This is a genomic window from Acinetobacter sp. AOR18_HL, assembly GCF_027855145.1.
Classification (GTDB): Bacteria; Pseudomonadota; Gammaproteobacteria; order Pseudomonadales; family Moraxellaceae; genus Acinetobacter; species Acinetobacter pittii.
Map to the genome: position 1 here is coordinate 163,995 of NZ_JAKTIG010000023.1, position 20,628 is coordinate 184,622.

At 38.3% G+C, this 20,628-nt stretch carries 27 protein-coding genes and 1 pseudogene; 14 read left to right on the top strand and 14 right to left on the bottom strand.

Features of this window, described 5'->3' with window-relative positions; genetic code table 11:
* Positions 1 to 103: 103 nt before the first annotated feature.
* The 12 genes from MKL51_RS05975 to MKL51_RS06030 all read right to left on the bottom strand — a co-directional run bounded on the left by MKL51_RS05975 (position 104) and on the right by MKL51_RS06030 (position 6,835).
* Positions 104 to 322 (bottom strand): hypothetical protein, encoded by a 219-nt coding sequence (locus tag MKL51_RS05975; protein WP_270904226.1) that lies wholly within the window; start codon positions 320 to 322, stop codon positions 104 to 106.
* Between the two features lie 63 nt (positions 323 to 385).
* Positions 386 to 1,156: a DNA adenine methylase gene (locus MKL51_RS05980; RefSeq protein WP_270904227.1), complete on the bottom strand. Its 771-nt coding sequence runs from the start codon at positions 1,154 to 1,156 to the stop codon at positions 386 to 388.
* Between the two features lie 476 nt (positions 1,157 to 1,632).
* Entirely contained in the window at positions 1,633 to 2,250 is a 618-nt protein-coding gene (locus MKL51_RS05985; RefSeq protein WP_270904228.1) for a hypothetical protein, read from the bottom strand.
* Between the two features lie 5 nt (positions 2,251 to 2,255).
* A complete protein-coding gene (locus MKL51_RS05990; protein ID WP_270904229.1) occupies positions 2,256 to 2,663 on the bottom strand; it encodes a DUF1064 domain-containing protein in 408 nt (135 codons plus the stop codon).
* Positions 2,660 to 3,001 (bottom strand): hypothetical protein, encoded by a 342-nt coding sequence (locus MKL51_RS05995; RefSeq protein WP_270904230.1) that lies wholly within the window; start codon positions 2,999 to 3,001, stop codon positions 2,660 to 2,662. Before MKL51_RS05995 ends, MKL51_RS05990 begins: the two co-directional genes overlap by 4 nt.
* Positions 2,998 to 3,471, bottom strand: coding sequence for a hypothetical protein (locus MKL51_RS06000; RefSeq protein ID WP_270904231.1), 474 nt, complete (start codon positions 3,469 to 3,471; stop codon positions 2,998 to 3,000). Before MKL51_RS06000 ends, MKL51_RS05995 begins: the two co-directional genes overlap by 4 nt.
* Positions 3,468 to 4,577, bottom strand: coding sequence for a replication protein (locus MKL51_RS06005; RefSeq protein ID WP_270904232.1), 1,110 nt, complete (start codon positions 4,575 to 4,577; stop codon positions 3,468 to 3,470). The genes MKL51_RS06000 and MKL51_RS06005 overlap by 4 nt, the downstream gene beginning before the upstream one ends.
* Positions 4,574 to 5,218 (bottom strand): hypothetical protein, encoded by a 645-nt coding sequence (locus MKL51_RS06010; protein ID WP_270904233.1) that lies wholly within the window; start codon positions 5,216 to 5,218, stop codon positions 4,574 to 4,576. The genes MKL51_RS06005 and MKL51_RS06010 overlap by 4 nt, the downstream gene beginning before the upstream one ends.
* On the bottom strand, positions 5,215 to 5,889 hold the full coding sequence (locus MKL51_RS06015) for a hypothetical protein (RefSeq protein ID WP_270904234.1): 675 nt from the start codon (positions 5,887 to 5,889) through the stop codon (positions 5,215 to 5,217). Before MKL51_RS06015 ends, MKL51_RS06010 begins: the two co-directional genes overlap by 4 nt.
* Positions 5,886 to 6,212, bottom strand: a complete 327-nt coding sequence (locus MKL51_RS06020; protein ID WP_068563254.1) for a hypothetical protein — start codon at positions 6,210 to 6,212, stop codon at positions 5,886 to 5,888. The genes MKL51_RS06015 and MKL51_RS06020 overlap by 4 nt, the downstream gene beginning before the upstream one ends.
* An 18-nt stretch (positions 6,213 to 6,230) precedes the next feature.
* Complete coding sequence (locus MKL51_RS06025; protein WP_068563253.1) at positions 6,231 to 6,539, bottom strand: hypothetical protein; 309 nt, start codon at positions 6,537 to 6,539, stop codon at positions 6,231 to 6,233.
* A 44-nt stretch (positions 6,540 to 6,583) separates the two neighbouring features.
* Positions 6,584 to 6,835, bottom strand: a complete 252-nt coding sequence (locus MKL51_RS06030) for a Cro/CI family transcriptional regulator (RefSeq protein WP_068563252.1) — start codon at positions 6,833 to 6,835, stop codon at positions 6,584 to 6,586.
* A 108-nt stretch (positions 6,836 to 6,943) separates the two neighbouring features.
* Here MKL51_RS06030 and MKL51_RS06035 point away from each other — a divergent pair, with 108 nt between their 5' ends.
* The 14 genes from MKL51_RS06035 to MKL51_RS06100 all read left to right on the top strand — a co-directional run bounded on the left by MKL51_RS06035 (position 6,944) and on the right by MKL51_RS06100 (position 14,719).
* Entirely contained in the window at positions 6,944 to 7,708 is a 765-nt protein-coding gene (locus MKL51_RS06035) for a S24 family peptidase (protein ID WP_068563251.1), read from the top strand.
* Positions 7,709 to 7,923: 215 nt separating this feature from the next.
* The gene (locus MKL51_RS06040; RefSeq protein WP_270904235.1) at positions 7,924 to 8,379 is read left to right on the top strand and encodes a hypothetical protein; all 456 of its coding nucleotides are present in this window, start codon (positions 7,924 to 7,926) and stop codon (positions 8,377 to 8,379) included.
* Positions 8,380 to 8,381: 2 nt separating this feature from the next.
* Positions 8,382 to 8,705, top strand: a complete 324-nt coding sequence (locus MKL51_RS06045; RefSeq protein WP_270904236.1) for a hypothetical protein — start codon at positions 8,382 to 8,384, stop codon at positions 8,703 to 8,705.
* Between the two features lie 17 nt (positions 8,706 to 8,722).
* Entirely contained in the window at positions 8,723 to 9,697 is a 975-nt protein-coding gene (locus tag MKL51_RS06050; protein WP_270904237.1) for an ERF family protein, read from the top strand.
* Positions 9,694 to 10,374 carry a putative quorum-sensing-regulated virulence factor gene (locus tag MKL51_RS06055; RefSeq protein ID WP_270904238.1) on the top strand — a complete coding sequence of 227 codons (681 nt, stop codon included), beginning with the start codon at positions 9,694 to 9,696 and terminating at the stop codon, positions 10,372 to 10,374. The genes MKL51_RS06050 and MKL51_RS06055 overlap by 4 nt, the downstream gene beginning before the upstream one ends.
* Before the next feature lie 4 nt (positions 10,375 to 10,378).
* On the top strand, positions 10,379 to 11,674 hold the full coding sequence (locus tag MKL51_RS06060; protein ID WP_270904239.1) for a hypothetical protein: 1,296 nt from the start codon (positions 10,379 to 10,381) through the stop codon (positions 11,672 to 11,674).
* A gap of 139 nt (positions 11,675 to 11,813) precedes the next feature.
* Complete coding sequence (locus tag MKL51_RS06065; protein WP_150378086.1) at positions 11,814 to 12,017, top strand: hypothetical protein; 204 nt, start codon at positions 11,814 to 11,816, stop codon at positions 12,015 to 12,017.
* Between the two features lie 27 nt (positions 12,018 to 12,044).
* The gene (locus MKL51_RS06070; protein WP_068563244.1) at positions 12,045 to 12,305 is read left to right on the top strand and encodes a hypothetical protein; all 261 of its coding nucleotides are present in this window, start codon (positions 12,045 to 12,047) and stop codon (positions 12,303 to 12,305) included.
* Entirely contained in the window at positions 12,298 to 12,900 is a 603-nt protein-coding gene (locus tag MKL51_RS06075; RefSeq protein ID WP_270904240.1) for an HNH endonuclease signature motif containing protein, read from the top strand. The genes MKL51_RS06070 and MKL51_RS06075 overlap by 8 nt, the downstream gene beginning before the upstream one ends.
* Complete coding sequence (locus MKL51_RS06080) at positions 12,893 to 13,288, top strand: hypothetical protein (protein WP_270904241.1); 396 nt, start codon at positions 12,893 to 12,895, stop codon at positions 13,286 to 13,288. The genes MKL51_RS06075 and MKL51_RS06080 overlap by 8 nt, the downstream gene beginning before the upstream one ends.
* Positions 13,285 to 13,524, top strand: coding sequence for a hypothetical protein (locus tag MKL51_RS06085; protein WP_270904242.1), 240 nt, complete (start codon positions 13,285 to 13,287; stop codon positions 13,522 to 13,524). The genes MKL51_RS06080 and MKL51_RS06085 overlap by 4 nt, the downstream gene beginning before the upstream one ends.
* Before the next feature lie 9 nt (positions 13,525 to 13,533).
* Positions 13,534 to 13,767 carry a helix-turn-helix domain-containing protein gene (locus MKL51_RS06090; protein WP_270904243.1) on the top strand — a complete coding sequence of 78 codons (234 nt, stop codon included), beginning with the start codon at positions 13,534 to 13,536 and terminating at the stop codon, positions 13,765 to 13,767.
* A complete protein-coding gene (locus MKL51_RS06095) occupies positions 13,751 to 14,020 on the top strand; it encodes a hypothetical protein (RefSeq protein WP_086355063.1) in 270 nt (89 codons plus the stop codon). Before MKL51_RS06090 ends, MKL51_RS06095 begins: the two co-directional genes overlap by 17 nt.
* 114 nt (positions 14,021 to 14,134) lie before the next feature.
* Positions 14,135 to 14,719: an anthranilate synthase component II gene (locus tag MKL51_RS06100; RefSeq protein ID WP_000925675.1), complete on the top strand. Its 585-nt coding sequence runs from the start codon at positions 14,135 to 14,137 to the stop codon at positions 14,717 to 14,719.
* Between the two features lie 96 nt (positions 14,720 to 14,815).
* On the opposite strand, the pseudogene MKL51_RS06105 reads toward MKL51_RS06100, so the two are convergent.
* Both MKL51_RS06105 and MKL51_RS06110 read right to left on the bottom strand, forming a co-directional pair.
* A pseudogene (locus MKL51_RS06105) lies at positions 14,816 to 17,586 on the bottom strand (M1 family metallopeptidase).
* Between the two features lie 7 nt (positions 17,587 to 17,593).
* Positions 17,594 to 20,326 (bottom strand): TonB-dependent receptor plug domain-containing protein, encoded by a 2,733-nt coding sequence (locus tag MKL51_RS06110; RefSeq protein ID WP_032005257.1) that lies wholly within the window; start codon positions 20,324 to 20,326, stop codon positions 17,594 to 17,596.
* Between the last annotated feature and the right edge of the window lie 302 nt (positions 20,327 to 20,628).

Consider the following 20,628-nt stretch of genomic DNA (forward strand, 5'->3'; position numbering starts at 1 on the left):
AGATGAGTAATAAGATTTTGAATCTTTTCAAAAAGAAAAAGCCCCGCCAATAATCGATATTTAGCGGGGCCATTTGCGCCGATGCTTACGGCAAAAAATAAATCTAACTCTTAGGTGCTCTTAGTATATCTAAAACCTTTTTCGACATTTCATGTAGATCTGATCCATGCGGCAACCAGAACCTATATAGAACATTGTCACGGTTATAAATCTGCTTGTAATACACCGTTGTGTAGGAAGGGTCAATTTCAGAAGATTTAAAAGTTTTCACATCTTTATCAATTTTCTGTCCATCTAAATCACCACCAACACAAATATTCATAACCATCTCCAGTATGCGGAGAGACTATAACATAAGGGCATATTTTTAACCGCTTGATCAAAATTAATAATTCATAATGATGAGTTCACTGCTTTTCTTACTTTTAGCAGCTAAGTCCCGGCCAACAGAATAATTAATAGAAGTAACTGCAAAATTAAAATCTTTGAAAATCTCACGGATCTTTTCATGATCATTAATTGAAAGCATTACCTTCCCTTTGCAACTCTTCATCTTTTCAGAAAGCAATTCATATTGGTCAAGTGGAAAATCTATTCCATAACCAGCAGTATCAAGATAAGGCGGATCAGCATAAAAGAATGTGTGTTCACGATCATATCGATCAAAACACTTATCCCAAGTTTGATTCTCGATATAGACACCATTTAAACGCAAATGTGCAGCGCTCAAATACTCCTCAATCCTTAAAAGATTTAAAGAGCGACCAGTTGTTGCATAACCAAAAGATTGACTAGAAACCTTCCCACCAAATGCGTGTTGCTGAAGATAATAAAATCTTGCTGCACGCTGAATATCTGTAAGAGTGTCTGGTACTTTCAATTTTTCCCATTCAAATATTTGGCGGCTCGATATGCACCATTTGAATTGCCTTACAAACTCTTCCAAATGGTTTTGAACAACTCGATAAAGATTTACGAGCTCACCATTTAAATCATTTATTACTTCTGTCTTTGCCTGATCTTCCTTCAAGAAAAATAAAGCAGCTCCACCACAAAACAATTCCACATAACACGAATGTTCAGGGAATCTACTCAACAAATCCTTAGCTAAACGGGTCTTTCCACCTTGCCATGGAATTATTGGTTTTGATTTCATAAATATTTTCCTGTGCAAAAGCATACATTTTTGATAGCCTTCACCGATCGTGTGCACGATGGCTGGGCTTGCTTTTGACAGTCTAAGTCTGTCAGGAGGTCGAGGTACTGTTACCGCAGTACTTCGTCCCCAGTTTTACTCGATATAAAAAAAACTCGGTCTCCATTTGGGACCGAGTTTTTTTATGTGAAAAGGTGCAGGGCAGGATGTGATCTGCATATCAATCCGTTGATCACCCACGCCCTAAACAAACTATCAGCTTGCTTAGGGTTGGATTGACTGGTTGCTAGTTATTCCCCTGCATGAGCAACTCCGCGCGACATTAATTAATGTTTCGACTAATAAAGTCTCATCAGGCACGGTAAAAATAAAAAAGCCCACCTGTTTAGATGAGCTTTTGAATTTTGTCTGGTATGTATTAGTTACACTTTTCCAGTATGGGAAAAATGTACCCTAAATTTGCACCCGAAGCAAGTTCAAAGGTCGTACTCTTCTACCTCATATGAAAAATAATTTCTTAAATGTGTATCAAGCTCCATATACCAATCTAAAAGTATGCGTGTTGCTTCAACTTCTAAAGGTAAATAGGAACGTAAATAAACCTGACGTGCTACCTCTAATTTGGATAGTTTATGCTTTTCAGTTTGCGAATAACCTTCTAAACCAAACCGACAAACTGAACAGGGCTTATATACATCCCCAGCTTTTTCTAATCTTAACCCTTTGCATTTTGGACAAGTACGGCGTTTAAATAAAAATTGTGTAATTGCAGATCGACATACACCTTTGGCAACATCTTTAGGCTTTGTTTTTGTGAATTTAATATTTTTCTTTTGAATAACTAAACGGACCTCACTCACCAGGAAGTTCTGTAATAAGGCAAAATGACGGTCTCCTATTTCAGTACCTCTGACTAAAGCCCACATTAAAGCAGTAACATGTGAAGGCATTCCTTGCATCATCAACGCTGCTGGATTGTTACCACCTTTTTTAATTCCAGTTCCTACAACTTCCTCTTTAAAACCATCCATTGTTTTTTGAGCTAAATCGAGAAGTGAAAAACCACCGCGCTTTACTTCAATATTAATATTCATTGGTTTTAAACCTCTCTTACATCAATGTTGTGAACTGTTTTCATCAAATGCTTTTTGTTTCGGTAACTCGGCAATTTACGTGTTGCAACGGACTTAACATCCTCAACAATGTATTCACCATTGATGAGGTAGTAAGTGAAATCAGCAAAATATCTAAGTGCTGGCTTTGTTCGTTTCTCCCCTTCTATTTTCACGCTTGGAGCCAATTCAAATTTAGTATGATGCTCTAGACCAAACACCTCCCCCCTTTGCTGCATTGCCTTAAGTTCGATGTATCGCTTGTATTCTTTTCTACTGTCGAAAGTGATCCCATCTAAGTTGACTTTCGAAGCATTAAATTTATTACGGCCCTTTTTGGTTTTGTGGCCATTTGGAAATTGGGAGCGGTAATCTACTAAACTCATAGAGCTCATTTGGATCCTTCACCCTCAAGAACTTTCTCCAGATTCTCACTTGATAATGGAATCATGACGCCGTCAGGCCATTTAAAGCTTGTGATCCAGCTACGATCCCATTTTGCCCAAACACCGTATTTACTAACTCGGTAGTACACTCCAGCTTGCCAATGTGTTGCACCTTCAGGACGAAGGTTTGAAATTTCCTCAGGAATGGCTTTACTAATAGCTTTTTCTAAACGAAGTAATTCGTTGTAATCAGTATTAGATAGCCCACTTCGATTGTATTTGCCTCGTAATTTGTCTTTAAGAGCTATAGCTTTTTCTAAATCAAAATCTTCACGAATTGCGTTCATTGGCCACACCCCTTAACTACTGCACATCCCAAAAACAAACAAAGAAATAAAAAGGTTTTATTGATTGCCTTTGATTCATCATGGCCAACAAAATTATCTGAGGTTTTGCTTTCCGGATTTTCCAAATCCAAAATTTCAATATCAGAGACTAAACAGCAGAATGGCCGCCCATCATCTAAGCGTCCAAATACACGGTTATCTTCAAAAAGATCGACGGTACCATTTCCCATAAATCGAATTTTATTTAGCCCTTTGTCAGGCTCATGACTGAAATCCACCTTCACTCGGCTGCCTTTTTTTATTTCAGCAGTTTTAACCGCATTACGGATTTGCTTAATGTCTTCTTCGCTTTTAACCAGGTCATAATGCTTATCAAAAAAATTGTCGCGTTCGATGTACATACAAGAATCAAATTCCTGAAGGATCTCTTTAAGTTTTTGAATGCCAGTTGTTGTATTCAAGATAATCATGCAGCCGTCTCCTTAGTTGGGCATTTAAAACCCATCTCGAGCAGATATGGAATGAACGGTTTTTGTTCCTGAGGATCTATCAACTTTTGAGCCATACGCTTTCCAGCATCCATCCATGATTCGCCCGTACGGCAGAATGAATCTTTAAAATCAGGATGATTCACAAGAAGTCGAGCAAACGTAAAAAGCTGTTTGTCAGAGGCAAAAGTTATTACCTCAGGTAATGTGTTTTCAGAAATGGATTGTTGGCCACTTGAATTTTTGTTTTCAAAAGAACGTGGTGCCGGTGTTTTCATTTTTGCGTATTTAGCACGAGCTTTAAGCATCCATTCGGCAAAGAATTTAACCATCTCAAAATCAGAATGGTTTCGGCCTTCATTAAATCCGTTGAAAGCTTTTAGCTCTCTTTCAAACCACGAAGCTTTGAAAATCTCGTTGGTATCAATTGATGGGTTGATAGAAGAAATTTCAAACTTCAAATTTTCCAAAATAAACCATGTATTTTTTTTATTTTGATAAGTTGGTTTTGATAGTGTGTTTTGTGTGTTAAAAATTTTAACTAGTAGGGGTAAAAAATTTTTACTAGCAGTAGTTAAATTTTTTAACTGGCTAGTGTTTTGAAGGTAGTTAAAATTTTTAACTAGCAAACGTGATTTTTGAGGAAAATTTAAACAGAGATTTTTACTCTTTTTACCCTTAGTTGACTTTTTAGGAGCTGCCTTTTGGTAGTTAAAATTTTTAACTAGCTGACCATTAAATAAACAAAAAGTTTGAACAAGTACTGAGCTTTTATTTGGGAAATTAATGTACTCACCAACAAAATAATTATCAATTAATGAGTAAACATTCCCGTAAACAGATTGTTCATGCTTTTTTACTAAACCAACTTTGACAAGCTCTTTCGTACATCTAACAACTGTGGGGTGACTTTTCCCTGATAGCTCCTCTAATTGGGTAATAGAGAGCGCATCACATTCTTTTGCCCAACCACGTGTTTTGCGATTAATGATCAAATAGATTTTTACTGAAGCATCTGAGATTTTACTCATTGCTTCATCAACGAATGCGTTTGCCACCTGGAAAGAATTGGGAACGTACTTACTCATAAATCCCCCGAGTGTCCGCAATGATCACAGTGATCAAATTCATAAGGATTAAATTGCCAAACAATCTTTCCGCAGTTTGGGCAGTTAAAACGTGACTTTGGATTTTCTACACGGCGTTTGGCTTTCTTAAGATGATCTGGCATTTTTAAACCAGCACCTTGTGTCATTGAACGAGCGTTATATTTACTGAAATCAAAAGTTCTTCTTTTCGCCTTTTCTGCTAAACAATAAGGTATGGCGATAAACCGCTTATCTAACTCAGCTATTTCTTCTATAGAAAAATAAGAAGCCATTTCAAAATCTGTTGAAGTTTTAAAACTTTTTTTATTCAGCCAATAAACATCATTTCCATCGAATTGCCCTTTTACAAAAACGGCATAGCCAATAACGCCATCTATAACTTGGGTTTCATGGGGTATGTATTGGTGATCAACCTTCCAAATAGCCAGCTCATCTACATGTTCTGCTGAAATTGGTCGATCATATGTTCGGCCCGTGTCCCATTCCTTTTGGGCTTCCTCAAGGCTATACACATGAGCTTTATCAATATTAGTTGCATAACCTTTACCATCGACACAATGAAAGCTCACATTCGTGCCTACGTTGTCGCGGAAACAAGCTAAGTAAAATCTATTCTTCACCCTTCACCGCCTTGGATAACATTAAACTCAATAACCCAAACCCATGGATTTAATTCCCATGAGCTGGATCCGTAAATGCTTTCCCATAACCACTTAAATACTTCGCACGGATTATTGCTTGCAGCCCCGAAATATTGATCACCTCGGCTTACAACATACCGACCCGAAGCTGGTAATTTAAGAAGCCCCTCCTGCACTGCATCCTGGTTAGATATTTGATTTAGTTTTTCGATACGAATTTTAGTTATTTCAAGCAAAATTCTTGATGCTGATCTAGGCATGTGAATGGAAGGCTTCCAATGAACATCATCGAAAGAAATTCCCTCCCGCAAACACCACTCTTTATAAATAGGATATTGCTTAGGATCCCCATCTTGATGGACATATAAAGGCTTAGGCCAACCTTGATAATGATCTTCTTCTTCAATCGACCCTATACAAAATGTCTCACGCACCCAAAGATGATCGCCAACTTGACCAAATGGACACCCTTTATCAATGTAATATTGCAGGCTTGGTTCGCTTCGGATGACATTAGGTCTGTTTCCACACTCGAATTCTGCCTGTTCAGAAATCAGTTTTTCTTTTACCAATCGGCGGGTTTGAACCTTACGACCTTCAATAATGGCTTTAACCATTGTGGTGTTAAGAATAATCGGGCGTTCTTTCATTGAGATTCACCTTCATCCATGATTTGAATAAAACTGCCCAGATAACGAATTAATTTTGACCGATATAAACTTGAGATAATTACTCCAGCATGATGTAGATTAATTCCATGCACTCCATGTTCATCAACTAATGCTTGCATTAACTCATCACGTGTAACCGCTGCTTGATTTTCATCATGGTTACGTTTCTTTAAGTTTTCTTTGCGTTCTTTCAACAAATCGGCAAGAGTTTTTAAAGCTGGTTCATGCCAAGATTGATAGCTTTGCTGTCTCTTCTGCTCTAATAATTTGTTTTTAGCCGATTGATTTGGTAAATTAGTCATGTGATTTAATCTCCTTGGTTAATGAACACTAAAAGCTCGATCTCGCACATCGGGCTTTTTACTTATTTGGAATAAAGAAAAAATACTCTTAAAAAAATTCGTGTATTCATTTGAATTCATTGTATTCTTTGATTTTTTAAGCTCTTCAATTGAAGATTGACCCAAGTCAACCTCGAGCTTTAATTCAATGGCTTCTCTTATCCACTTTGCTCTAGCACCATCTGCCAACTCGTCAACAAGTTCTTGTACTTCTATAGGCACTCTAGTCGACATTGGAGCTAATAGTTTTTTGCTAATTTGCATACCTTCTAAATTTATGTTTTGCATGATTTCACCTTGTTCTATTGACGCTCTGCTCAAGCGTGTAGCTCTTAAGCGATTAATGTTCCTAAATTCTTACCCACATATATTTGTGGTCTCAGTTCTATCCAGATTTCTTGATAACTATCTGGGAAAATTTCTTTTCTTGTGGCTAAACCACAATCTTCTGCAATTACTGCAAGTCGGATTTTTTTATCTAGCGGAATGGCCTTCCACCCACTTACAGATGGAGGTGTAATGCCAAGAAGTTTCGCAACAGCAGTTACGCCGCCTAAAACCTTTATAAGTTGTTCGTCAGTCATAACGGGCTCCTAATTTCAATCAAATTATTAGGCATTCCTTACATTAAATCAATAGGAATACCTAATTTTATTTATGTTAGGATTTCCTAACATTGTAAGGATGGTTATATGAATACTCTTGCTGAACGCCTTAGACACGCTATGGAAGTCTTGCCGCCTAAGAAAATAAAGGGTGTTGAATTAGCTCGCGCTGTTGGTGTTAAGCCACCTTCAGTAAGTGACTGGCTATCTGGAAAATCAAAAACAATGGAAGGCGAAAACCTGGTGAGGGCTGCAAAATTCCTGAAAGTAAACCCTACATGGTTGGCCTCTGGTACTGGTGAAATCCAACCAGACACTACAGCTAAATTTAATCAACTTGACATAGAAGCATTTAAGAAGAAATACAATATTAGCGATTGTGATGAGGCAGTTTTATTTTCGAATCTTGTCGAAAAACCGTTTACACCATCTTCTAAACGATGGGTTCCTGTAAAAGCCTATTCAAAGATGGGCATGGATGGCTACTACGTTGATATGGGTTTTGAAGGAAATGGAGGTGATGGATACATACCAACTCATACAGCAGGCTCAAAAGCTTATGCCGTTAAAGGCACAGGTGACTCAATGTTCCCTGCTATTCGTAATGGCTGGTATGTAGTATGTGATCCCGATGCCGAACCAGTACCTATGGAATTTGTGCAAGTTTGCTTAAAGGATGGTCGATGTACAATCAAAGAATTTATAGGTATTCAAAATGATGTCTTAAGCCTCATCGCAGTAAATGGCGGAGAACGTTTAACATTTAATATGGATGAAGTAGAAAGCATTACAGCAATTACAGACATTGTTCCACCAAGTCAACACAGACAAGAACATCCTAAAGCAAACTAAATCCCATCTCATCTCTTATTTAGAGATCGAAACAGCCCACCTCGATGGTGGGTTTTATTTTGCCTATTAAAACTAAAAATTAGGTTTATCTAATATTATTAGGAATACCTATTGACTTAATAATTAGGTTTACCTAATATTTACCTCACAGACAGCAAAAAGCCCCGAGATCTTGGCGGATGGACGGGGCTTCTTACTTAACGATGAGGTTCATTATGGAACAAAATGTCTTAAATCACAATCGCGGCTTTACTTTTGGCAAGTCAATGCTTGTTAGTTGCGTATTTTCTGTTGCCACTCTCGCTTTTTTAGCCGGGGCTTATGATCTTGTAACTAAGCCACCCGCTACAGCACCTGCTCTAACTTCAACTAAAACGAAAAGCGTATATGGTTTACTGGCTGTAAAAATCACTTCTGAAAATACTGGTGAAGCTGTCATAAATCTAGATGGTTTTCGGGTATACACCAGCTTTGATTTCGATAAATTCGTTGATTCAAATAGTGCACCAGGTGGTGAATTTACAGGTATTGAAATCACAAATTTAGCTGTTGACCAGGTGTTTGACGCTAACGGAAACAACTATAACGACTTCACAAATTCAGATGATATTCGAAACATCATTTCTGTAATCAAGGCTCACGTTCAACAAAACAAAATGGTTGGAGCGTGATCATGAATAAAAAACGCTATACAACCCCTTTCCGTGAATTTATCACTCGAGACGACAATGGTCGATATCACGTTCGTTTAGGCCCTCAAGTTTTCTCTACCAACTTAAAGCTTGATGACATTCGTATTGAAAGTGAAAACAGCAGCGCGCCTGTTAGCGAAGCGCTGCTTAAAGAAAGACCGTGGATTCTTCGCAACCTCGAGCAAGAAGTTAAAGAACAACGCAAAAAAGAACGTGAAGCCTTGTTCTCAAAAGATTGCTTTAAGCGCACACCATATAGCGCAAACCAAAAAATCGCATATAAAAATGCCCGTCATAACGGATAATAACTGAGGTACTCACAATGAATGCTGCAATTAATTCCGATGTACTAGGTAATGCTACAGCTGTAAATCCTCTCGACTTACCTGGTCTTGAACAAGTTTTTCATCACCCAACTTTTATTAAAGTTATTAATGAGCTTAAGGCTCCAAAATCTCATACAAATGAGTTTGGTGGCGGCTATAAATATCGTTCTGCTGAAGATATTCAAGAAGCATTAAAGCCACTTCTTGTTAAGTACAAATGTACTGTTATTACAAGAAAATTCGATACTGCTGATGGCTTTGAAATTTATGCATACATGGTTTTCAAAGACCAGAAATATATTCGCTGTGATGTTCCTGGTGAAGCTAAACATGATTTTGATCGTGACCTAAGTAGCAATAAAAAAGTTTCAAAGACTCAACAAAATGCTTCATATCAAAGCTATGCCAAAAAATACGCTCTTGGCAATTTGTTGATGATTGATGACTCGCAAAACGATCTTGATACACACACCAATGAGAATATTAAGCGAGAAAATCAATCAAGAAATAATCAGAACTACCACAACCAGCGGAGCAATTATATTCCAACACAAGCTGACTGTGATAAGGCACTTAAACAGATTAAAGAGCTATCACTGGATACTCCTTTATCTCAAGCAGAGTACTTCTTTAACGGTATTCGAAACCAACTTCCTGAGTTTGATGAAGTGTTATTTGCTGCATGTAATAACAAGTACAACGAAATTGTGCAGCACCTAGAAAACCTTAATCAACAGCAACTACAAACGGCCAACCGTTCTGCAGAATCAGTACGGAGTCAGCCAGGCTACGTCCCTATTACAGACAAACAACTTGTTGAAATACGGGCATTCATTAGTGAGCGCGCTCTAGATATTACGCAAGTTTGCGAACACCTTGGTATCGATGGATTGGCACAAATCGGTATCGCTCAATTTGAAGAAGCAAAACAACACATTGACAAACTGGCGAAACAGGAAATTAAAGCATGAGTGCAATTATTTTAGATACTGAAACCCACAATCTTGATGGATTTCCAATTGAGATTGCTCATGTACCCGTTAGCTTTCTCGAAAATGGTGAATTGGTTGTAGATAAAGAAGCTTGCTTTGATGAGTACTTCTCATGTCCCGAACCTATTAATTATGGTGCTATGGCGGTGCACCACATACTCGAGTCAGATATTGCTGATAAGCCAAGTTATGAAACCTTTCGCTTACCTGCAGGTATTCAATACATCATTGGCCACAATATCGATTACGACATTCGAGCAATCAAGCTTGCTGATAAATCAGTAAATGTTAAATCAATTTGTACATTAGCTTTGTCTCGCATGGTTTGGCCAGATACAGCACATAATCTTTCGGCTCTTATTTACATGCTGTCAAAGGGTTCATTGAAAGCACGTGAATCAATTCGAAATGCACATAACGCCAAACAAGACATTTTGCTTACAGCTGCCCTGCTTAAACAGATCTGTAAAGCCCTCGGCGTTAAAGATATGCAATCTCTTTACCTGTTTTCTGAACAAGCACGCATTCCAACCAAAATAACTTTTGGCAAATATAAAGGCACTGACCTTAAAGACTTGCCTGCCGATTACGTCGTCTGGTTATTAAAACAAGATGACTTAGACCCTTACCTTCGCAAAGCATTATCAAAAGGATAAAACGATGAATATTTTAAATAATCAAGAAGCTTTTGCAGCTTTGCAAAAGGGCAAAAATTTATTATGCCGTTACATGGATGGTGAATTTTTAGAGCTAGATCAGTTCCCTGCAACCGTGTTTGGAAAACCTGAATATCAATTTTGCATTGATATTGAAAAGATCGAACTTGCTGGATTCACATTCACAAAACCATGCACATTAGATGAATTAATTGATGATCAAGAAATTTATGCAATCGACTTTTCTTGTTCAAATATTTATAAAAGTTCATTCAAATCTAATAATGACTATGTTTGCAAACTTGTTGCAAACGGAGTCGTTCAGCGAGATTTAAATAATGCCTCTGACCAACTTAGAGCTTTTCAAAAAGTTCTAGGCGTAGAAATGGGGATTATTATTAAGACTGTAGATTTTATCGAAACTGGTATCGATGAGAAAAAGTCCGAAGTTAAACAAAATAAAAAGCGTACAAGCAAAAAAGATACCCCGGTAGATCCGCAACTAGTAGAAGCCGAAAAAGATATTGTGCTTGATGGTATCAGCCGTAGTAAAACCGAACCTGAAATTAATTCGCTTTGCTATGACCTAGAGAAACACAGCTTCACACCAGAACAATTAAAAGCTATAGAGAATGCTAAAGATGCAAAATTAGCAGAGCTTGCATTAATTAGAGCTGAAGCTGAAAGTGAAAAACATGAATTATCAGTTTTATGTGAAGCCTTTATTGATGAGATTTCTAATTCTAAGAGTAAAGAAGACTTAGATTTTATTCGTAGTCGTATTAACTCTAACGGCGGATTAACTGAAGTTGAAAATGCTGAGCTATGTACGCGTTTAAATATTAAAGCAAAAACTTTTGAGAGCGCTGAACCCTCTATTGTTGTGGATGCACCTAATGAAGAAATAAATAATGATAAAAAACCTATCGAAGAGGAAGAAGGTAAATATCAAAAAAAACTTGTTGAGCTAAAAAAACGTGTAGATGAATCAAAGACAGTTACAGAAGTGAACGCTGTCACCAAGTACACAACTCAATGGTCAGCAGAACAACGTGCTCCTTTATTACAGCATATTCATAGACGCCTCAAGGAGCTTAAAAAAGAAAAGCAAGCAAATGAACCTTCATTGCTTGTAAAAATCCAAAATGCTTCAGACCTAGCCACATTAGATGTATACGAAATTGACATTCATAGTCTAGATCCACTTGCACAACCAAAAATGATGCAAGCCATAACAACTCGAAAGAAAGAACTTGATCAAGCTAAAAACGAATATTTGATCGATGAGGATCTGCCATGAAATTTAGATATTCATCATCAAAAAGAACATTAATTGTTATTGGCGATTTCATGAACCACCACTTTGACAATGTGAACGCTTCAGAAATTGAGCAATGTCTTTATGACGCAAAGCTAAAAGAAGGCAGCTGGAGGCGGTAATGCGAACGGTCGTTAAACGCAAAAATCTCCTTGCATTCAAAATTTGGTTAGCCCTCTTGGGCTACCAGGTCAAAGAGATGCAAGACGGTCGCGGCTTTAATTTTAGATCTAAAAAGCAGTACGGAATGGTTACTCGTGAATTAACAGGCAATGAGTTGGCTAATTCACTTGGTAAAGAATTTGAAGAACACCTGAAGGCCTAACTCAGTGTTTCTTCCTGGAGAGAACAAATGTCAAATTTATCAGAATTAAATAAACACCTTTTTGCTCAATTGGATCGTTTAAGTAATAACGAACTTAAAGGTGATGCTCTTAAAGAAGAAGTTTCTCGAGCCGGTGCTGTAAACGAAATATGTAAGTCAGTTATTGAAAACGCTAACTTGCAACTTCAAGCCACAAAACTTGTTGCTGAATATCGAGGTATGAAAGAAGGCGCTGAAAACCTTCCTGAAGCATTCAAAACAACTCAACGGACAATTGGCCATGGCTAAACCAATCCGATATACAGCTGAGCAATTGGATTATGTGAAGTCTAATTGCACCCTTGAGCGTAAAGAACTTACTAAACGTTTTAATGAGAAATTTAATACAAATATCTCAATCGACAACATTAGTGGTCTTTGCAAACGAAACAAGTGGAAAACTGGCCGCACCGGTTGTTTTGAGAAAGGAAGTGTTCCACCTAACAAAGGTACGAAAGGTTTAACTGGTGCAAATCGTACAAGTTTTAAGAAAGGCCAATATCCCTGGAATAAAGAGCCTATTGGGTATGAGCGAATTGATAAGAAAGACGGTTACATTCATATCAAAATTGCTGAGCCAAATATATTTGCTCTGAAACATCGACACATTTGGGAAAAGCATTTTGGTCCTGTTCCAGATAAGCATGTAATTGCCTTTAAGAATCAGGATAAATCAGATTGTCGAATTGAGAACCTTATCTTAATGAAAAAATCAGAAATGGTGCGTTATTCACAAAGTTTTCATAAGTTGGCTAATCCTATAACGAATGAAACTTGTTTGATTATGGCAAAGGTTAAAACCAAAGCATGTCAGTTAAAAAAAGAGGATGTACAAAATGGTTAATGAAAAAGTTGAAAGAGAATTATTCGTTGCCTTCCTCAAAACCAAGGGCATCGTGAAAATAGATTGGAATTGCCTGGGCGTTATTACAAATATGGTTCGAGAAGCTGGCTGTGCTCTTGGTTATAACGACGTTGAATTAATGCAAGAAACCTGGATGGCTAAAGCAAAATTAACCACATGGCAACCTATCGAAACGGCACCTAAAGATAGAAATATCTTACTTCAGAATTCTGAAGGGGTTTTTCAAGGTGAATGGGATCCGAAGGATAAAAATTTTAATCCACTCATTTTGGAATATCACGGCTGCGGCTGTTGTGGTGGAGATGACCCACAACCTGATCGGTGGATGGAATTACCACTAGTTGTTGAATCTGGAGCTGAGCTATGAAGAAACTATTACTTATAACTTTATTGTTAAGTGGTTGCTCTTCTTCTAATGATGCAATCAAAGCCCTAAAAGCAAATGGATTTACAGATATCCAAACACATGGCCACGCCTTCTTTAATTGTAGTGAAGATGACACCTTTGCCACAAAGTTTACGGCCAAAAACAAAGATGGCCAGAAAATTAGCGGTGCTGTTTGTAGCGGCTGGTTGAAAGGTTCAACCATTAGATTTGATTAAGGTGATCTAATGAACATTATTTTAACTGAAGCTGATTTAGACGTAGCGCTAGAAAATGGTGATTCGTATACAGACATCCTTAACCATGTCGCATTCTTACTTATAGAAAAAGTATTGGTAAAAACTAGAGGTAATAAAACTGAAGCAGCTCAAATTCTAGGTATGACTCGAGAGACTCTATATAAAGTAATTAAACGCGTAAATGCTAAACGGGAGGAAAAACAAAATGCGACAAGCAATTAAGATTGAACCTGGTTTGATGGAAAAGCTTGTAGCTGTGGTCGAACGTTTAGCTCAAGCTAAAGAAGAGCGACGTGTTGGTCGTGAAGAATTTGCACACATGCTGAATATCGAACCTGAAACTCTAGATGCACGGATACGTGAAGGCAGATACCAAAGGCCACATAAGGATGGACGAAAAAGTTTCTGGTTGTTGTCCTATGTACAATCTGTCGTTACAGACACAAAAGAATCTGATAAAGTAGCCACCTATTGAGGTGGCTTTATTTTATACAAAGACATAGGTACTTTTTCAATCTTGAGTACCAAATTGAGTATCAAAACCGCATCAAAAATAAATCCTTTTATAAATCAGTGAGTTGAATCTAAAATGCTTCTAATGATCGACAATTACGACTCTTTTACCTACAACATCGTCCAGTATTTTGGCGAGTTGAATCAGGAAGTAAAAGTAGTTCGCAATGATCAAGTCACATTAGAGGATATTGAACGATGGCAACCAAAATATCTTGTGATTGGTCCTGGCCCTTGCTCTCCAAGTGAAGCAGGTATTTCAATTCCTGCAATTAATCATTTTGCCGGAAAAATTCCTTTGCTTGGCGTGTGTTTAGGGCATCAAAGTATTGGGCAAGCTTTTGGCGGAAAAATTGTAAGAGCCAAAACGGTGATGCACGGGCGTTTATCTGATATGTACCACAGCAATAAGGGTATTTTCAGTAATCTTCCTAGCCCATTCTCGGCAACTCGCTATCATTCTTTGGTGATTGATCAGCAAACACTGCCTGATTGCCTTGAAGTAACGTGCTGGACTAATGAAGCAGATGGCTCAATAGAAGAAATCATGGGTGTTAAACATAAGACATTGCCTGTTGAAGGCGTGCAGTTCCATCCTGAATCAATCTTGAGTCAGCATGGCCATCAAATCTTTAAAAACTTTTTAGAGATCTACGCATAAGCCAGCCGTAAATAGATTGTTTTAAAAGTAATTTGATAAGAATCCTTAATAAAAAAGCCAACTACGATCAGTTGGCTTTTTTTATGGCTGAATCAATTACAACTTTAACTGCTGCACAATCGATCCATCTTGTTTTGCCACCAAAGATTCGCAGAGTTGAATACGTTCTTTGGTTTGTTTCAATCCTCTTTCAACCCCGACCAATTCTTTAGTTCGTGGTGCAAAAAAGTCATTTAACTGTGCCGCTTTTTGTTGGCTACATGCTGCTCCACTGAACATTGCAGGAAAACGCCCAGCCGAAGATTTACCTAAACGATCAAACACGGCGTCATGATTTACCTTAAACCAAGACCATAAGCCACCTTGTTCATCTCCATAATTATTGATGGAGTTAATCACGGTATGAACTTCACCGACTTTAACACGAGGGTTCAAAATCAACTGACGTGCTTGTTGGCGTGTTGCTTCTTGGTTTGCTGAACCCAAAGCTGTAAGTATTGCAAGACGTTGTGTCGGTTGAGTCACGCGTTGTAGCTCTCCAGATAAACGATCAAAAGCTAGTTGACCTTTTTCTTGTACACGTACAGCCAAAATAGTTGGCAATAATTCAGGTGTTACTTGCGCAAAATTAAGCTGCTTTTGAGCAAAGAGAGCATCTGACTGTTTTAACAGTTGTGTACGAACTTCTGAAACTTGAATATCTAAAGCAAGAAATCTAACCAACTCACTACGCCATAAACTGTCTTCAGCTGGTTCACCTGTTTTGCTGACATAACCCAACTGATTTAATTTAGGTAAATATAAATTAGCTAAGACTTTTCTAAAATGTTCACGTTCAGCTTCTGTTTTCAATACATGACGATAAATCGTACTTAACTGGGAAAACAGCGCTGTACTAATTTGTCGGCTATTTGAATTGGCAAATTTCTTCGCAGCATCTACGACAGCCAATAAATTAATATCACCGTGGTTAAATGCCGCTGAAATCGCGTAGGCGTAAGCCAACTGTTCAGTGTTAGAAAGCTTTTCTGTAGCGGCAGTCAGACGAGTAAACTCTTTTTGTGGCAAACTAAATTGGTAATATCCTGCCGCATCTGCATTTGGTATATACCAACTGCCAAGGCTGGCACCTTTGAGTTCAATCTTGGTTTCTGCTTGGTCTACCAATTCACATTGCACTTTACTACCTGCATTTGGAACTTCATAACGTACACATAATGGTACACCCCACAGGCTTCTTGCATCACCTTTTGAGCCAACAGGTAAGTAACGGCTTTGCTTCACATTTAAAAAGACTTTATTGTCTTCTTGCTGTAATGCGGTGTTAATTAAAGGCACACCTGGTTGATCAAGAAAACTTTTCATCGCTCTAGTAAAGCGCTCACCTTGTCCAGACTGCTCTGCTAAAGCGCTAATTAAATCATTAGCTGTCGCATTACCATATTGGTGCTTATTAATATAATTGCGCACCCCTTGTTTGAATTTTTCTTCACCCAAATAGCTTTCAAACATATTTAAAACAGCTGCACCTTTTTGGTAAGTAATACCATCAAAAGCAGTTTGAATATCGGCATTACTTAAAATAGGCTGGCGAATACGGCGCACACTCACCAAGCTATCACTTTTCATCGCATCTGCAGTGTCTGTAATACGTTCTAGGTCAGCATTAAATTCGGGATGTAATTTTTGAGTAATTTTACTTTGCATCCATGTGGCAAAAGATTCATTTAGCCACAAATCATCCCACCACGGCATCGTGACGACATCACCGAACCATTGATGTGCAAGCTCATGTGCATTGACATTAAATGAATTCTGTACAAAAGAGACTGGCGAGTCCTTATCTAGCAACATCAAGTAGTCTCTAAAAGTAATTAACCCCGGGTTCTCCATTGCCCCAGCAGCAAAGTCTGGTGCTGCCAGTAAATCTAGCTTGTCAAATGGATAACCAAAGGCAAAATAATCTTCTAAAGTTTTTAAAATGGCTGGCGTTTCAGATAAGGCATGCTGCATTTTTTCAGCTTTTGCATCGGGTGCAATACCACGTAACTGGATCGGCTGCTTACGCCATGAAGTTGCACCAATATCAGGCCCTTTTTGTAATTGCCAAGGACCGACAGCCAACGCAAGTAAATAAGTGGGTAGTGGTTTAGTTTGTGCAAAACTGAGTGTTTTCCAACCTGACTTATCTGCTTGCTCAGATGTTTGTTGAGTATTGGCAAAACCTGAATATTTGCTTGGAATCGTCAAACGAATATTAAACGGCGTTTTAAAACGTGGCTCATCAAATGACGGAAATGACTGGCGTGCACTAATTGCTTCCATTTGAGTCATCACATAAGGTTTACCCTCAAACTCAATTTTATAAATACCGTCAAGTTGCTGGTCATACGCTGCATTAAAATCTAGAACGAGTTGATACTGTCCTGCGGGCAAGGTTTTGGCAAATTTAATTTTACTCACCCCATCTACCTCGGAGGCTTGCTCATATTTTGCTTTGGTTTTGACGCCCTCTGCCGATGTAATACTCACATCTTTCACCATCAAAGATTTACCATGAATCCAAATGTGATCTATGGCTTGAGCCAGCTTTAAATGAATAGTGGTTTTACCGGTATAGCCTTTTTGTGCGGGATCAATCTTAAAATCTAAATCATAAGATTCGGGTACGACCCACTCGGGTAATTTACCAATCGGGATTTGTTCACTGTTATTCGATGCAAAAATCTGTGTCGCCGATAAAGATAATAATGTTGTAAGTAGTAATCTTTTTTTAAATGAAGGCTTGACCAACATAAGGGATTTATCCTCTGTAGTTTTAAATAAAAAGATGCAGCAAATGCTGTACCACTTCGCTGCATCCACACATCATTCTTAGAATTTATAGTTAAACTCCAACCAACCTTGACGGCCAAATGGTGAATATGATCCTACTGGATAATACGGCCAACCGCCCGTGTCATCTCGTTTCACTTTGTCAAACAAGTTATTAATAATGATTGAAGCAGACGCTTTTGGAGAGATTTGATAAGTACCACTCCAGTTCACTAAATAGGTTGGGCTTAGGTAGACAGTTTGGTCACCGTTTGGAATTTTGCCATAACGATTAACTAATACTGTTGATGCCCAATCTCCAAAGCTCCAGCTGAGACTGGTATTAAAACGGTCACGCCAATCTGGAATAGTTAAATCTTTTAAGTAGTCATCTTTCTCGCCATCTTTTGATTGTTGATATTCATGTTCTAGTACACGGCTATAATTGATCGTCCAGAGAAAGTTACCAAAGCTCTCTGTTTTCCAGCGCCATCTGCTAGTGAAATCAATCCCGCGGGTATGGTCTGATGCAGCATTAATCGGAACGATATTTATATTCTTAATCACATTTGGGTCGACAACTGCATTTGCAGGGTTACGCTCCACACGTGCTAATGCATCAATACAAGCCGCAGAGTTAATATCTTGGTTGCCTAAACGACAATCTGCTTCTAAACGTAGAATTTTGTCCTCACTTAAGTTGGTCACAAGATTATCAATTTTGATATCCCAGTAATCGACGCTGATATCAAACTTACTGGTTGGCGACCAAACAAAACCTGCACCATAAGATTTACCCTCTTCAGGTTTCAATTCTTTGTTTCCGGTTAAAGTGTAGTTTGCCCCAGGCGAGTAATCTTTAAAGCTACATTTATCTAAAGGTTGTCCCGTTTGGCTACAACGTAAATAATCGGTCGTGCTTGCGAAATAACCTTTTTGCTTATTTAAGAACAGATAGTTCATATCTGGTGCACGAAAGCTAGTCGCGTAGTTACCGCGCACCAATAAAGTCGGATGTGGTCTAAACTCGAGACCCGAACCGAAAGTTAACTTATCAATACTGTTATCTGACAAAGCATAACGGTCATAACGTCCAGACAGCGTTAAATTTAATGGTTTTGCTAAAGGCAAGAATAATTCTGCACCAAGTGCTTGGCGTGTACGTGTGCCGCTATATTCGCCAGTAGAACTCGCATTATAAAACTCACCATTTTCAAGTGCCTGATCTGGCTTAATCGAAAAGCCTTGACGCCCAATTTCAGCCACTGCTGCAAGTTTGGCAGTTCCCGCAGGTAACTTAAACACATCACCATTCGCACTTAAGGTTAAACTTTGTGCCCACGATTTATCTTTTTCTTTTGTTGTGCGCGAAATACTTTCAAATTCACTTGCTGTTAGTGGTCGACTTAAACGATCTAAATGAGGGGAATAAATAGGAATACCATCTGCATCTGTACCAAGTTGCTGACCTAAGAAATATTCATCAACATTCGAACGTAATAAGCCTTGGCGGCGTAGCTGACTGGTATAGATGGAACCATTATAGGCCGCCTCATAACTCCAGCTCGTCTCCCCAATATCGCCTCGAATTCCAAAATTTAAGTTTGAAGAAAGTTCTTTCCATTTTTTATTTACTCGCTCTACCCCGCCTAATTCTTCAGGTGCAAAACGACGATTCCAAATTTCATAATTTCCCGAATCTTGATTGAGGAAATAACCACTTGATCCACCTAAAGATGTCCATGTCGGACCACGCGTATTGTTTTCAATTTGATTGGCGCCAATTAAAAAATCGGCAAACAATTGAGTTTTATCATTTAACTCATAGTCTAAACCGAGATAACCATTTTGACTGCGGTTTTGGGTTTGGACCGTCCAATAGGTTGGTCGTGCCAAACCACTAGCACAATTGTCTGCACCAGCTTGTCCTATATTACTGACTGAACCTTTGAATAAACCATTAAAGGCCTGACACCCACCAATGGAAAGATATTTTCCAGTATTGGCATTTTTACGACCTACAACCGTATCTGGTTTTTCTCCCAAACGAGTTCGGCTCGACATAAAATCTCGATCGGCTGCCCAAATCGGTTCACGGCCACTGAGTTCAACCCCATAAACAAGGCTGAGCTTGTCTAAAGTTTTACTACCACTCAGTTGTAAACGTAAGTTTTCACCACCTTCTTTTGTTCCGCCTGCCTTAATATTAAATTGTGTGCCGTCTGTTTTCTTTTTCAGAATAATATTTACCACACCTGCAATTGCATCTGAACCATAAATTGCAGAGGCACCACCGTTTAATATTTCAATACGGTCAATAATGGCAGTGGGAATATTGGCTAAATTCACGAAATTGACAGACCCATCGTACGGTACAGGATAGTCTGCAACCCGATGTCCATTAATCAAAGTCAAAGTATGATTCGGTCCTAAGCCCCGTAAACTAATAGCATTAGCCGCAGGCGTAAAAGTATTTCCATAATCGGCGCCTTGTACAAAACCCGTGTTCTGCGTCAAATTATTGAGTGCATCAAATGCATTACTAAAACCTTGTTTTTCAATATCGGCTGCGGTAATTACGGTCACACTCGTCGGGCCATCTTTTTGTGCTTTTGAAATCCGAGACCCTGTCACAGCAACACGGACTACTTTATCTGTTTTAGCTTGCTTTTGTGGTTGCTCTACAGCTTCTTGCGCATAGCTTTCCAGTGGATGAAACAGTGCAACAAATACAAAAATAAATGAGCGCTTATTTTTTAAAGCTCCTACATATTTCAAGTTATTTAAATACATATTTATTAATAGACAAAATAAAGATCGCCCTACTATATCCACTTTTATTTGACTGATTTATACGCATTTTTCCTAGATATATTTATGTTTAAGATATACCAAATGGTTAATTATTTATCATAAAAACTCACAACAAACTAAAACCTTTTTCAATGAATAAATTCTGTTTATTAATCAAACTAAAGTAATAAACCAGCAAATTTTTTAAAACTCGTATCGAACAACAAAAATCTTTGGTTATTTTCTGCTAACATAGCTCCCCGTAGCTAGTGAAACATGGAACGCAACAAGCTGAACATCCC